Below are 13,417 nucleotides of genomic sequence, written 5' to 3' on the forward strand. Positions count from 1 at the left end.
ACCATCCGCGCCGCATGCGCCGCGGCATAATCTTTGCCGGGTAGGCGGTTTTCGAGGATTGGGCTCAAGACATGATGATGCGGCGGATGGGTGCGGCCTTGCTGGCCGGTGGTTTGATGCTGATGGGAGCTTCGGCCCATGCCGCGAGCAGCTCCGCTCCCTTGCCGCCGCCGGACCCGACGGCGAAGAACCTGACGCCCTACATGATCCAGCTGCGCGCCTTCGACGCCTGCCTCTACAATCAGGCCCGCCTGATGAGCACGACCCGCGAGGCGGTGCACTCGGCCTGCAGCTGCTACGCCAAGGGCACGGTCAGCGCGATGACCAAGGACGAGATCCAGGCCTTCCGCGATACCGGCTATTTCAACGACTCGGCCCGCGCCAAGGGACTGGGCTTCATCGACCAGTGCAAGCTCAAGCGGCCGCTCTGACGCCGTCCCGGTCGGCGAAATAGCGCTCCCTGATCCTCGCCGCGTAGGCGACGAGGTTCGGGTGGTCTTCGATGACGCCGCGCAGCGGCGACTCGAAGACCGGGCTCAAGGACGCGACCATGAAGGCGCCGACCGTCGCGTCGGCCCAGCATGGCTCCTCGCGCATCAGGTAGCGCCGCTCTCCGAGGATGGCGGCGACGGCGCCGACAGCTTGCCGCGCCAGCTCCAGCCGCTCCTCAGGGCTGTAGCGGCCCATGCCATGGGCATGCAGGTTCTGCCGGACCTTGCGCTTGATCATGCTGATGACGATGGGCCGCAGCGGCGCCGGCACGGCCTGGAAGAAATGCCGCGGGCCGCGGTCGAAATTGGCCTCGTTGGTCCAGCGCTCCTGGACCACCATCCAGTAGAGATGGTCTTCCAGCATCTTCTCCACCGCCCAGGCGGTGCCGCGCTGCTCGGGCGTCAGGCCCTTGTCGAGATCGACGCCGTGCCTGCGCTCGAGATGCAGCCTGATGAAGGTCGAGTCCGCGATGGTGAAGCCGTCATCGACGATCACTGGCAGCTTGCCCTTGGGCGCGCGCCGCATGTTGCCGCGCTTGCGCTCGAAGGGCAGCCCCGACATCTGCAGCAGCAGGTCCGCCTTCATGCAGAACGGGCTCGGGTCGGGCAGGCCGAAGCCGGGTCCGAAAACATGCAGCGTGATCATCCGAAGTCCCCCCTTTAGAGCAGCTTTCCCATCCGGCAGGACCGTGGGCCGCCCTAAGCTTTTGTTCTGACGCGTCTTCTTCGTGCCGACCGGTACCCGCTTTTTGCCGCACTGCGCAAGCTGCCCGGCCGATCGGGCTCTCCTGACACACTGCTGACAATTGTTGTCAGGACCGTTAGAGCATTGTCCTCCCGAAACCGATCGGTGGGAACTTCGCCATGCAACGCGCAGAACGATTGCTCGATCTGATCCAGGGCCTTCGCCGCCGCCGCCGCCCGGTGACGGCCGAGACGCTGGCCTCGGAGCTCGACGTCTCCGTCCGCACCATCTACCGCGACATCGGCGCTCTGCTGCGCCAGGGCGTTCCGGTGCGCGGCGAGGCCGGCATCGGCTATGTGCTCGACGCCGGCTTCGACCTGCCGCCGCTGATGCTCTCGCCCGACGAGATCGAGGCCGTGCTCGTCGGCATGCGCTGGCTGACCGAGCGCGCCGACCCGGTGCTGGCGCGCGCGGCGGAGGATGTGGTCAGCAAGGTCGCGGCCGTGCTGCCGGCGCATCTGAAGCCGATCCTGCTCGACGGCGCGCTGTTTGCGCCGGCCTATGGCCCGGACATGCCGGTCGACCAGGTCGATGTCGCCGGCATTCGCGCGTCGATCCGCCTCGGGCGCAAGATTTCGGTGCGCTATCGCGACGAGGCCGGGCAGGAGACGCAGCGGATGATCTGGCCGATCGGCCTGACCTTCTATGAGCGCGTTCGCCTCGTCATCGCCTGGTGCGAGCTGCGCCAGGCCTTCCGCCATTTCCGCACCGACCGCATCGCCGAGCTCGACTTGCGCGAGGAGCGCTACCCGGCGCGCCGGGCCGATCTCCTGAAGCGTTGGCGTACGGAAGAGGCCGAAGCCGAGGCGCGGCGCGCGGCAAGGGGCGAGGCCGACTGCGCCGATCAGCGCCGGATGACCGCGTCACCGGCAAGCACCGCCCGGCCGCTCGCGACCTCGGCGAGCGCCAGCGGATAGAGCTTGTGCTCCTGCTCGAGGACGCGGGCCGAGAGCGCGTCCTCGTCGTCTCCCGGCAGGACCGGCACCTTGGCCTGCGCGATCACCGGGCCGGCATCGAGCTCCGGCACGACGAAATGCACGCTGCAGCCATGCTCGCCGACGCCGGCATCGAGCGCCTGCCTATGCGTATGCGTGCCGCGAAACAGCGGCAGCAGCGAGGGGTGGATGTTGATCAGCCGGCCCTGCCAGCGCGTCACGAACCAGGGCGTCAGCACGCGCATGAAGCCGGCGAGCACGACGAGCTCGATCTGGTTGACGCGCAGCACCTCGTCCATCGCGCGCTCGAAGGCCTCGCGATCCCGGCCGAAGGGGCGATGGTCGACCGCGGCGATGGCGATGCCGGCCTCGGCTGCCCGCGCCAGCCCGCCGGCATCCGGCAGATTGGAGAGCACGAGCGCGATCTCGGCCGGGAAGTCGGCCGCTTTCGCCGCCGCGATCAGCGAGATCATGTTGGAGCCGCGGCCCGAGATCAGGATCGCGCTCCGCTTTCGCGTAGCCGAAGTCACAGCTTGAGCGCCCCGCGATAGCTGACCGCCTCGCTGCCCTCGGTCGCCGGGACGATCTCGCCGAGCCGCACCGGCTGCTCGCCCGCCGCCTTCATCGCCGCCTCGACCTCGTCGGCCTTGGCCGCCTCGGCCGCGACGATCATGCCGATGCCGCAATTGAAGGTGCGCAGCATCTCGCGTTCGACGACGCCGCCGACCTTGGCGAGCCAGGAGAACACCGGCGGCACCGGGATCGCCGGGAGATCGAGCGCCACGCCGAGCCCGTCCGGCAGCACGCGCGGGATGTTGTCGGGGAAGCCGCCGCCGGTGATGTGCGCGAGAGCCTTGATGCCGTCGGTCGCCTTCAGCGCCTGCAGCAGCGGCTTCACGTAGATCCGCGTCGGCACCAGCAGCGCCTCGGCCAGGCTGGTCTCCGGAGCGAACGGGGCAGGGGCGTCCCAGCCCAGGCCCGACAGTGCGACGATGCGCCGGACCAGCGAATAGCCGTTCGAATGCACGCCGGAGGAGGGCAGGCCGAAGACGACGTCGCCGGGCACCAGGTCGGCACGCGGCAGCAGCGAGCCACGCTCGGCCGCGCCGACGGCGAAGCCGGCGAGGTCGTAGTCCTTCTCGGCGTATAGGCCGGGCATCTCGGCGGTCTCGCCGCCGATCAGCGCGCAGCCGGCCTGCCGGCAACCATCGGCGATGCCGCGCACGATCTCGACGCCGACCTTGGGGTCGAGCTTGCCGGTGGCGTAGTAGTCGAGGAAGAGCAGCGGCTCGGCGCCCTGCACGATCAGGTCGTTGACGCACATCGCGACGAGGTCGATGCCGATCGTCGAGTGCAGCCCGCTCTCGATCGCGATCTTGACCTTGGTGCCGACGCCGTCATTGGCCGCGACCAGGATAGGGTCGCTGAACCCGGCCGCCTTCAGGTCGAACAGCCCGCCGAAACCGCCGATCTCGGCATCGGCGCCGGGCCGGCGCGTCGCCCGCACCAGCGGCTTGATGGCGTCGACCATCGCGTTGCCGGCGTCGATGTCGACGCCCGCCTGCGCATAGGTCAGTCCGTTCGCGCCCGGTTTACTCATGCGATCCGCCTTCCTTGTTCCGGGGCGAGCGATAGGCAAGCCTGCCTAGCCTTGCAAGCGCGAAGGGCCGATTACCGCGTGCTTATGTCGATAACTTCGCCGTTGCCCACCCTCCGCCGTTATCCCGGGCAAGCGAAGCGCAGTCCCGGGATCCATCGTAGGGCTCGGCGCTCTAGGATGGATCCCGGAGCTCCGCGGAGCCTGTCCTCGGGCCGGCCATGGGCCGGACCCGGGGGCTCGGTCCGGGATGACGGCGCGGGTCATACGCTACGCAGTTCGCGTTTTGCGATTGCATCTCTTAATCTCTCGCGAGAAGGAGCCGGCGAATCCTCGATGACGCTTCCCAATCTGATCACGATCGGCCGGCTCATTCTCGTGCCGCTCGTCATCCTGATGATCGTCAATCAGCGCTGGCAGGCCGCCTTCGCGCTCTTCGTCATCGCCGGCATCTCGGACGCGCTCGACGGCATCCTGGCCAGGCGCTTCGGCATGGCCAGCGAGCTTGGCGGCTACCTGGATCCGATCGCCGACAAGGCGCTGATCGTCTCGATCTACATCACGCTCGCCATGGTCGGCGTCATTCCGGTCTGGCTGGTCATCCTGGTCGTCTCGCGCGACTTGATGATCGTCTCGGCCGTGATCCTGTCCTGGGTGATGGCGAAGCCGCTCGTCATGGCGCCCTTCCTCGTCAGCAAGCTCAACACGGCGGCTCAGGTCATCTTCGCCGCCCTCGTGCTCGGCAGCGCGGCCTTCGGCGTCGATCCCGGCCCGGCGCGCGAGCTCGGCCAGCTCGCGGTCGCCATATTGACGCTCGGCTCGATGGCGGCCTATCTCGCCTTCTGGCTGCGCCATATGGCGGCCTGATCGCTGCCGCCAAGAGGAGGCAGCTTGGAACCCCGCCCGGCGCTCACCATGTCTCGGCCATGATGCCGAGGGGCGGGAGCCGGTCGGACGACATCATGCTCTCATGATTTCATGGGAGTGCGGACCATAACGCGATGCCGGATCTGCTGGGGGCCTCCTGATCATGACATTGCAGCGTCAAATCGGCTTCTGGCTGGTCTCGCTCGTGACGCTCGTGCTGCTGCTCGTGCTGCTGCGCGAGGTCCTGCTGCCCTTCATCGCGGCATTGGCGCTGGCCTATCTGCTCGATCCGCTGGCCGACCGGCTGGAGCGCGCCGGCGTAGGGCGCTTGACGGCGACGATCATCATCCTCGTCGTCTTCATCCTGATCTTCGTGCTCGCGCTCGTATTGCTCGCGCCGCTGCTGGCACAGCAGCTCACGGGCCTCGTCGCGCGCCTGCCTGGTGACGCAGCCAAGCTGCAGGCGCTGATCCTCGAACGCGGCGCGCCGCTGATCGAGCGCTTCGGCGGTACCAAGCTGGCGGAGGACGCACAAAGCTCGCTCGGCAATCTCGTCGGCTCCGCGACGAGCTGGCTCGGCAGCGTCCTGCAATCGCTCTGGACCGGCGGCACCGCGATCGTCGGCGTGTTCTCGCTCCTGGTGCTGACCCCGGTCATCACCTTCTACTTGCTGGTCGATTGGGACCGGATGTGCGCGACCGTCGATGGCTGGCTGCCGCTTGACCATCGCGAGACCATTCGCGGCCTGCTGCACGAAATGGACACGGCGATCGCCGGCTTCCTGCGCGGCCAGGCGCTGGTCTGCCTGCTGCTCGGCCTGTTCTACGCCATTGGCCTCAGCCTGCTCGGCGTCAATTTCGGCGCGCTGATCGGCATCATCAGCGGCTTCCTCTCCTTCATCCCCTTCGTCGGCTCGCTGACCGGGCTCGTGCTCTCGGTCGGCGTCGCGACGGTGCAGTTCTGGCCGGACTGGACCTGGCCGCTGGCGACGCTCGCCGTCTTCGGCATCGGTCAGTTCCTCGAAGGCAACATCTTCCAGCCGAAATTCGTCGGCGACTCGATCGGCGTCCACCCGGTCTGGCTGATGTTCGCGCTGCTCGCCTTCGGCACGCTGTTCGGCTTCGTCGGCCTGCTGCTGGCAGTGCCGCTGGCGGCGGTCATCGGCGTTCTCTGCCGCTTCGCGCTCCGACAATATCTCGCCAGCAACATCTATCATGGTGGCGACGCCGTGAAGGCGGCCGAGATCCACAAGCGCCTCGAGGCCGATGTCTGAGCCGCCGAAGCCCGCTTCTCCCGGTCGCCCGCGCCAACTCGCCTTCGACCTGCCGGTCGACAGCCGCCACGGCGTCGAGGATTTTCTCGTCGGCCCCTCGAACGAGGCCGCCTACGGCCTGGTCGAATCCTGGCCGAACTGGCCCGATGCCTGGCTGCGCCTGGTCGGGCCGGAGGGCGCAGGCAAGACCCATCTCGCCGCCATCTGGGCCGCGCGCGCCCATGCCTGGACCGTGCCGGTCACCGAGGTGACCGAGGCGAACGTGCCGCATCTGGTCTCGGGCGGCGCGCTCGTCGTCGAGGATTGCGATTTAGGGCCGCGCGATGAGGCCGCCTTGTTCCATCTGCTGAACGCGGTCAAGGCCAAGAGCGGCTTCCTGCTGCTGACGGCGCGCACCGCGCCCGACCTTTGGGGCGTGCGCGTGCCGGACCTGCTCTCGCGGCTCAGGCTCGCGCCGCATGCGACGATCGACCCGCCTGACGACGCGCTGCTGCGGGCGCTGCTGGTCAAGCTCTTCATCGACCGCCAACTCGTCGTCGACACCGGCATCATCGAGGCGCTGACGCTGCGCATGGAGCGCTCCTTCGCCGCCGCGCGCGCCATCGTCGATGCGCTCGACCGGCTCTCGCTGGAGCGCGGCCGCCGCGTCACCCGCGCACTGGCGGGCGAGGTTCTGGCGCAGCTGTTTCCGCAGGATGTGGATTGACCGGGGAGGGTGGGATGCCGGCTGACGCGAATATCTGGCTGTTCTCGTATGGCACGCTGCGCCAGCGCAACGTCCAGCTCGCCACCTTCGGCCGCGAGCTCGAAGGCCATGACGACGCGCTGGTCGGCTTTTCGCGATCGATGGTCGAAATCAAGGACTCCGACGTCGTCGCCACCAGCGGCGAGACGCATCACCCGATCCTGGCGCGCAGCGGCAATCCGGCCGACGAGGTCGAAGGCACCGTCTTCCGCATCACGCCGGCGGAGGTCGCCGCTGCAGACAGTTACGAGGTCTCCGATTACAAGCGGGTGGCGGTGACGCTCAAATCCGGCATCGAGGCGTTCGTCTATATTCGCGCGGAAGGGTGAGGCGCGGGCCGTCCCTTAAGCGCTTGCGCCTGGAGCCGCCTGAGCAGGTACCGCAACCAGCCGCGCATGCATCGCCTCGATCAGCAGCTCATGCGCGCGGGCCGCGATCGCGTCGAGCGAGGGCGTGCGCACGAACATCGCCGCCGCCTTCTCGCTGAGCTCCTCTCGGCTCGGCAGGTGCCATTGCGCCACGGCGTCCTGGGCCTGCTGCTGCATTGCCGCCAGCCTGTCTCCGGCGCGGTGCTGCATGTCGGCGAGCGCCGCCTTGAGGTCGGCCAGCGTCATCGTGGGCAGGTGCAGGTCGGCCAGGCCGGGGCTCGCCGCATAGGCCTCGCGGAAGGCGGTGACGACCCGGTCGAGCGGGACGGAGGCCGCCAGCCGCTCGGCCGAGCGCTCGATCACCCGCGGCGGCAGCGCCTGCGAGCGTTCGACCACGGCCTGCGGCGGCGCCTTCAGGTCCCAGACCAGGCCGAGCTTGGACAGGCCGAGGATCAGGTAATAGGTCGGGTCCCATTGCCACCAGCGAAAACCCTGGCGCACGCTGTACTGATAGGCGTGGTGATTGTTGTGCCAGCCTTCGCCCATGGTGATGATCGCGAGCCACCAGTTGTTGCGGCTCTCGTCGCCGGTCACATAGTCCTTGTCGCCATGCACATGGGCGAGCGAGTTGATGCAGAAGGTCGCGTGATAGACCGCGACCGTCGACCAGAAGAAGCCGACGACGAGCCCGGCCCAGCCATCGATCGCGAAGCAGGCCAGCGCCAGCAGAACGGCCGGGGCCAGCTCGAACCGGTGCAGCAGGCGCAGCTCCGGAAACCGGGTCAGGTCCTGGATGCTCGTGTCGTCGAAGCGGTCATGGCCTTTGCTGAAGACCCAACCGACATGCGAATAGCCGAAGGAGGTCAGCACCGGCGAATGCACGTCATGCTCGGTATCGGCGTAGCGGTGGTGGTGCCGGTGCTTCGAGGCCCACCAGAGCACGCTCTTCTGCGCCGTCGACTGCGCCAGGAAGGCCAGTGCGAACTGCCCGATGCGGCTCGTCTTGTAGGAGCGGTGCGAGAAATAGCGGTGATAGCCGCCGGTCACCGCGAACATGCGCAGCCAGTAGAGCCCGATCGCGAGCCAGGCCGAGGTCCAGGTCACGCCGCTCCAGATCGCTCCGAAGCAGGCCAGGTGGACCAGCACGAAGGGTATGGCGGCCGGATAGACGATGTCGCCATCGTCATGCGGAATGCTACTGTCGCTCAAGCGGTCCTCGTTCGGGAGTATCGGGATCGTGTCGCCACGGCGAAGCCTCCCGCTTCGCCGGCTCCGGTTACCAAACAGGAGCGATGCGCCCTGCGCAAGATGGCCTCTCGCCGCACGCAGGACCACGCGCCGGGGAGGCCGGGCCGCCACGCGAAACGCACTCGCTTGTCACGGAACCGTCACGCTAGGATGTATTCAAGGTCCGACAGGAGACCGACGTGGCCAGAGTAGCATCCAGAACGGCGGTGAAGCGCATGAATATCGAGCCCTCGGACCTGAAAGCCACGGAGGCTGCGCCCGAACCCGAGCTCGCCCTGCGCCATTCGCCCGCCCGCTTCATGAACCGCGAGCTCTCCTGGCTCCAGTTCAACCGCCGGGTCATGGAAGAGGCCTCGAATCGCAACCACCCGCTGCTGGAGCAGCTGCGCTTCCTCTCGATCTCGGCCAACAACCTCGACGAGTTCTTCATGGTCCGGGTCTCGGGCCTGCGCGAGCAGCTCAAGGCCGGCGTGATCACGCGTAGCCAGGACGGGCTGACGCCGGCGGAGCAGCTGATCGAGATCGCCAGGGCGACCTCGGCGCTCACCGCCGACCAGCAGGCGCGCTGGGTCGAGCTCAAGCGCGAGCTGCACGCGAACCGCATCGTCCTGCTCGGGCCGCAGGACATCCGCCCGCAGCAGCGCACCTGGCTCGAGGACCATTTCCTCCACTACGTCTTCCCGGTGCTGACGCCGCTGGCGATCGACCCGGCGCACCCGTTCCCCTTCATCCCCAACCTCGGCTTCACCATCGCGCTCGCCCTGGAGCGCACCAGCGACGGCCGCCAGCTCGACGCGCTGATCCGCGTCCCCGGCAAGATCGACCGCTTCATCGAATTGCCGGATCTCGGGCGCGATGGCGGCCACCGCTTCATCACGCTGGAAGACACGGTCGCGCTCTTCATCGGCAAGCTCTTCCCCGGCTATGACGTCAAGGGCACCGGCTCCTTCCGCGTCATCCGCGATTCCGACCTCGACATCGAGGAGGAGGCGGAGGACCTGGTCCGCGTCTTCGAGACCATGCTGAAGCAGCGCCGCCGTGGCGTCGTGATCCGGCTCGAGGTCAGCATCGGCATGCCGGTCCATCTGCGCCAGCTCATCGTGCGCGAGCTCAAGGTCGACCAGGACGAGATCGACCAGGTCGAGGGCATGATCGGCCTGAACGAGCTCTCCCAGCTCGTCGGCGTCGACCGGCCCGACCTGAAGTTCAAGCCCTACAACGCGCGCTTTCCCGAGCGCATCCGCGAGCATGGCGGCGATTGCTTCGCCGCCATCCGCCAGAAGGACCTGATCGTCCACCACCCCTATGAGAGTTTCGACGTCGTCGTGCAGTTCCTGCAGCAGGCGGCGCATGATCCCAACGTCGTGGCGATCAAGCAGACGCTCTACCGCACCTCGTCGAACTCGCCGATCGTGCGCGCGTTGCAGGAGGCGGCCGAGGCGGGCAAGTCGGTGACGGCGCTGGTCGAACTCAAGGCCCGCTTCGACGAGGAGGCCAACATCCGCTGGGCCAAGGACCTGGAGCGCGCCGGCGTTCAGGTCGTCTACGGCTTCATCGAGCTCAAGACCCACGCCAAGCTTTCGATGGTGGTGCGGCGCGAGGCCGGCCAGCTCGTCAGCTACTGCCATATCGCGACCGGCAACTACCACCCGATCACGGCGCGGATCTACACCGACGTCTCCTTCTTCACCGCCGACCCGGTGATGGGCCAGGACGTCGCCCGCGTCTTCAACTTCATCACCGGCTATGCCGAGCCGGCCGAGCTGGAGAAGATGTCGGTCTCACCGGTCGGTTTGAAGCAGCGCCTGCTCGACGACATCGCCGGCGAGGTCGCTCATGCCAAGGCCGGCCGCAAGGGCGCGATCTGGGGCAAGTGCAACTCGCTGGTCGACCCCGAGATCATCGATGCGCTCTATGATGCCAGCCAGGCCGGCGTCGAGATCGACTTCGTCGTGCGCGGCATCTGCTGCCTTCGTCCCGGCGTACCCGGCCTGTCGGAGAGAATCCGGGTCAAGTCGATCGTCGGCCGCTTCCTCGAACATACCCGCATCTACGCGTTCGGCGCCGGAAACGGCCTGCCTTCGCCCAAGGCCAAACTTTACATCTCCTCGGCCGACCTGATGCCGCGCAATCTCGACCGCCGCGTCGAGGCGCTGACGCCGATCCTGAACGCGACCGTGCACCAGCAATTGCTCGAGCAGATCATGCTGGCCAACTTCCTCGACAACGAGCAGAGCTGGACCATCTTGCCCGACGGCGGCTCGCAACGCATTGTCCCGCCGCCGAGCGACGAGTCGTTCAACGCCCATAATTACTTCATGACGAATCCGAGCTTGTCCGGCCGTGGAAAATCCCTCTCCAGTTCCAGCCCTCGCAGCCTTGCGCGCCGTGGCCGAAAGGGTTGACCTGGCCCTGGTGCCGGGTCGGTTGAGCCTTGGCGAGACCCTCGCCATCGTCGATATCGGCTCGAACTCCGTCCGCCTCGTCGTCTACGAGATGCTGTCGCGCTCGCCCGCGCAGGTCTTCAACGAGAAGGAGATGGCCGGGCTAGGCCGTGGCGTCGCCACCACCGGGCGCCTCGCCGACGACGCGATGGCGAAGGCGCTCGAGGCGCTCGTGCGCTTCCGCATCCTGTGCGAGGCGATGCATGTCGGCACGATCCGCGTCATCGCCACCGCAGCCGCGCGCGACGCCGCCAACGGCCATGACTTCATCGCCCAGGCCGAGAAGGCGGTCGGCCAGCCGATCGAGCTGATCTCCGGCAATCGCGAGGCCTATCTCTCGGCGCTCGGCGTGATCTCCGGCTTTGCCGAGCCGCATGGCGTGGTCGGCGACCTCGGCGGCGGCTCGCTCGAACTGATCGCCGTCGATGGCGACAGGGCGGGAGAGGGCGTCAGCCTGCCGATCGGCGGCCTGGCACTGATGGACCGCTCCAAGGGCTCGCTGAAGCTGGCCGAGAAGATCGTCCGCGACGAGCTCGACCACCTGCCGCAGCTTGCCGCCATGCGCGGCAAGGATTTCTTCGCCGTCGGCGGCACCTGGCGCGCGCTGGCGACGCTGCACCAGCACCAATCCGGCTATCCGCTCAGCGTGATGCACGGTTACACCGTGCCGGCCCGCGACGTCGCCGAGTTCGCCCGCCTGGTCGAGCGCGCCGACTCGTCGATGCTCGAATCGATCGACGCCGTCTCCTCGGCCCGCCGTCCGCTGCTGGCCTATGGCGCTCTGACCCTCGACCTGCTGATCAAGCGCGGCCGGCCGCGCGCCGTGGTGATCTCGGCGAGCGGCGTGCGCGAGGGCCTGCTGCACGATCAGCTGCCCGAGCGCGAGCGCAAGGTCGACCCGCTATTGCGCGGCGCCCAGGACTACAACCAGCTGCGCTCCCGCGATCCGCGCCACGCCGCCGACCTGATCGGCTGGATCGACAGGCTCGTCACCAGCGCTGGCTTTCACGAGGACCGCGCCAACCGGCGCCTGCAGGACGCCGCCTGCCTGCTCTCCGACATCGGCTGGCGCGCCCATCCGGATTATCGCGGCGAGCAGAGCCTGAACGTGATCGCGCATGCCGCCTTCAGCGGCGTCGACCATGCCGGCCGCGCCTTCCTGGCGCTGACGGTCTTCCACCGCTATGCCGGCGCCAAGAGCGACACGCTGATGGCGTCCGGCCTGCGCCGGTTGCTGACGCCGCGCCTGCTGGAGAAGTCGCAGATTCTAGCGAGCGCCTTCCGTGTCGCCTACCTGCTCTCGGCCGGCATGCCCGAGATCCTGCCGCGGGTCTCGCTGACCTGCGTCGACCGCCGGCTCGTGCTGCGCATGCCCGACGACCTGAAGGCGCTCGCGAGCGACCGCGTCATGGGCCGCCTGAAGCAGCTCGCGCGCCTGCTCGGCCGGGAGCCCGAGGTGCGGGCCGGCTGAGCCGAAGCTGCGTCACGCCACCGTGACGCGGCCCCGGACGATCTTCAGGCTGAGCCCGCCATTCTTCAGCGCCAGCGCCTTCTCGCCGAAAACCTCGCGGCGCCAGCCCTGCAGGGCCGGCACGTCGGCCTCGTCGTCGAAGGAGATCGCCTCGAGATCGTCGGAGGAGGCGATGATCTTGGGCGCAACGCGCTCGGCATCGGCGGTCGCCTTGAGCAGCACCTTGAGCAGGTCGAGCACCGCGCCGTTGCTCGGCCGGCCGCGTTCGCGCTCCAGCCGCGGCAGGGTCTTGGGATCGAGCGCATTGCCGCGTTCGATCGCCGCCAGCACCTCGCCGCCGGCGCGCGAGCGCTCGAAGCCGTTCGGCACCGAGCGCAGCTCGGCCAGCGCCTCGACCGAGCGCGGCCCGCGCTGGACGATGTCCATCATGGCGTCGTCCTTGAGCACGCGCTGGCGCGGCACGTCGCGGCTCTGCGCCTCGCGCTCGCGCCAGGCTGCGACCTCCATCAGCAGAGCCAGCTCCTTCGGCTTGCGGATGCGGCCCTTCAGGCGCTGCCAGGCGTTCTCCGGCTTGACCTCGTAGGTGCCGGGCGAATTCAGCACGGCCATCTCCTCGGCCACCCAGCTCTCGCGCCCGCTCGCCGCGAGGTCCTCCGCCAGCGCCAGGTAGATCGCGCGCAGATGCGTCACGTCGGATTCGGCGTAGACGAGCTGGGCCTCGGTCAGCGGCCGGCGCGACCAGTCGGTGAAGCGCGAGGACTTGTCGATCCGCGCCTTGGCGAGGTCGTTGGCGAGCTGTTCGTAGCCGACCGAGTCGCCATAGCCGCAGACCATGGCCGCGACCTGCGTGTCGAAGAGCGGCGTCGGGATCAGCTTGCCGATGATCCAGACGATCTCGAGGTCCTGCCGCGCGGCGTGGAAGACCTTGACCACCTTCTCGTCGGTCATCAGCGCCAGGAAGGGCGCGAGGTCGAGCTCCGGCGCGAGCGGATCGACCAGCACCGCCTCGTCGGGCGAGGCGAGCTGGATCAGGCAGAGCTTGGGATAATAGGTCGTCTCCCGCAGGAACTCGGTATCGACCGTGACGAAAGGATGCTGAGCCAGACGCGCGCAGGCATCGGCCAAGTCCTGAGTGGTGGTGATGAGGCTCATGTCAGCGGCTTAGAGCATGTTCCGCGAAAGTGGAACGGGCTTTTGCTGTAGAAGCACGTTCCGGACATTGCTTTGGCGCGA

The 13,417-nt window shown here is 68.0% G+C and carries 13 protein-coding genes; 8 read left to right on the forward strand and 5 right to left on the reverse strand.

Annotated features, from left to right (window positions below):
• Positions 1 to 71 precede the first annotated feature (71 nt).
• A complete protein-coding gene (locus DWF00_RS22895; protein WP_114831251.1) occupies positions 72 to 431 on the forward strand; it encodes a hypothetical protein in 360 nt (119 codons plus the stop codon).
• Here the strand turns inward: DWF00_RS22895 and DWF00_RS22900 are convergent.
• Positions 415 to 1,137 (reverse strand): glutathione S-transferase family protein, encoded by a 723-nt coding sequence (locus tag DWF00_RS22900; protein ID WP_114831252.1) that lies wholly within the window; start codon positions 1,135 to 1,137, stop codon positions 415 to 417. The genes DWF00_RS22895 and DWF00_RS22900 overlap by 17 nt on opposite strands.
• 218 nt (positions 1,138 to 1,355) lie before the next feature.
• On the opposite strand from DWF00_RS22900, the gene DWF00_RS22905 reads away from it, so the two are divergent.
• Complete coding sequence (locus tag DWF00_RS22905; protein WP_114831253.1) at positions 1,356 to 2,153, forward strand: helix-turn-helix transcriptional regulator; 798 nt, start codon at positions 1,356 to 1,358, stop codon at positions 2,151 to 2,153.
• Here the strand turns inward: DWF00_RS22905 and purN are convergent.
• Both purN and purM read right to left on the reverse strand, forming a co-directional pair.
• On the reverse strand, positions 2,081 to 2,644 hold the full coding sequence (gene purN, locus DWF00_RS22910; protein ID WP_245974223.1) for a phosphoribosylglycinamide formyltransferase: 564 nt from the start codon (positions 2,642 to 2,644) through the stop codon (positions 2,081 to 2,083). The genes DWF00_RS22905 and purN overlap by 73 nt on opposite strands.
• Positions 2,645 to 2,697: 53 nt before the next feature.
• Complete coding sequence (gene purM, locus DWF00_RS22915) at positions 2,698 to 3,771, reverse strand: phosphoribosylformylglycinamidine cyclo-ligase (RefSeq protein ID WP_114831255.1); 1,074 nt, start codon at positions 3,769 to 3,771, stop codon at positions 2,698 to 2,700.
• A 333-nt stretch (positions 3,772 to 4,104) separates the two neighbouring features.
• On the opposite strand from purM, the gene DWF00_RS22920 reads away from it, so the two are divergent.
• The 4 genes from DWF00_RS22920 to DWF00_RS22935 all read left to right on the forward strand — a co-directional run bounded on the left by DWF00_RS22920 (position 4,105) and on the right by DWF00_RS22935 (position 6,982).
• Positions 4,105 to 4,635, forward strand: a complete 531-nt coding sequence (locus DWF00_RS22920; RefSeq protein WP_114831256.1) for a CDP-alcohol phosphatidyltransferase family protein — start codon at positions 4,105 to 4,107, stop codon at positions 4,633 to 4,635.
• Between the two features lie 163 nt (positions 4,636 to 4,798).
• Positions 4,799 to 5,908, forward strand: a complete 1,110-nt coding sequence (locus tag DWF00_RS22925) for an AI-2E family transporter (RefSeq protein WP_114831257.1) — start codon at positions 4,799 to 4,801, stop codon at positions 5,906 to 5,908.
• Entirely contained in the window at positions 5,901 to 6,614 is a 714-nt protein-coding gene (locus DWF00_RS22930; RefSeq protein WP_114831258.1) for a P-loop NTPase family protein, read from the forward strand. Before DWF00_RS22925 ends, DWF00_RS22930 begins: the two co-directional genes overlap by 8 nt.
• Before the next feature lie 14 nt (positions 6,615 to 6,628).
• Positions 6,629 to 6,982 (forward strand): gamma-glutamylcyclotransferase family protein, encoded by a 354-nt coding sequence (locus DWF00_RS22935; protein ID WP_114831259.1) that lies wholly within the window; start codon positions 6,629 to 6,631, stop codon positions 6,980 to 6,982.
• A 15-nt stretch (positions 6,983 to 6,997) separates the two neighbouring features.
• Here DWF00_RS22935 and DWF00_RS22940 read toward each other — a convergent pair whose 3' ends face one another.
• Complete coding sequence (locus DWF00_RS22940; RefSeq protein ID WP_114831260.1) at positions 6,998 to 8,230, reverse strand: acyl-CoA desaturase; 1,233 nt, start codon at positions 8,228 to 8,230, stop codon at positions 6,998 to 7,000.
• A 254-nt stretch (positions 8,231 to 8,484) separates the two neighbouring features.
• On the opposite strand from DWF00_RS22940, the gene DWF00_RS22945 reads away from it, so the two are divergent.
• Positions 8,485 to 10,674 (forward strand): RNA degradosome polyphosphate kinase, encoded by a 2,190-nt coding sequence (locus DWF00_RS22945; RefSeq protein ID WP_114831293.1) that lies wholly within the window; start codon positions 8,485 to 8,487, stop codon positions 10,672 to 10,674.
• A 91-nt stretch (positions 10,675 to 10,765) separates the two neighbouring features.
• Positions 10,766 to 12,184, forward strand: a complete 1,419-nt coding sequence (locus tag DWF00_RS22950; protein WP_245974225.1) for a Ppx/GppA family phosphatase — start codon at positions 10,766 to 10,768, stop codon at positions 12,182 to 12,184.
• Between the two features lie 12 nt (positions 12,185 to 12,196).
• On the opposite strand, the gene rnd is transcribed toward DWF00_RS22950, so the two are convergent.
• Positions 12,197 to 13,336, reverse strand: a complete 1,140-nt coding sequence (gene rnd, locus DWF00_RS22955; protein ID WP_114831261.1) for a ribonuclease D — start codon at positions 13,334 to 13,336, stop codon at positions 12,197 to 12,199.
• Positions 13,337 to 13,417 lie beyond the last annotated feature (81 nt).

Origin of the sequence: Allobosea caraganae, from assembly GCF_003351345.1 — a bacterium.
GTDB classification, from domain to species: domain Bacteria; phylum Pseudomonadota; class Alphaproteobacteria; order Rhizobiales; family Beijerinckiaceae; genus Allobosea; species Allobosea caraganae.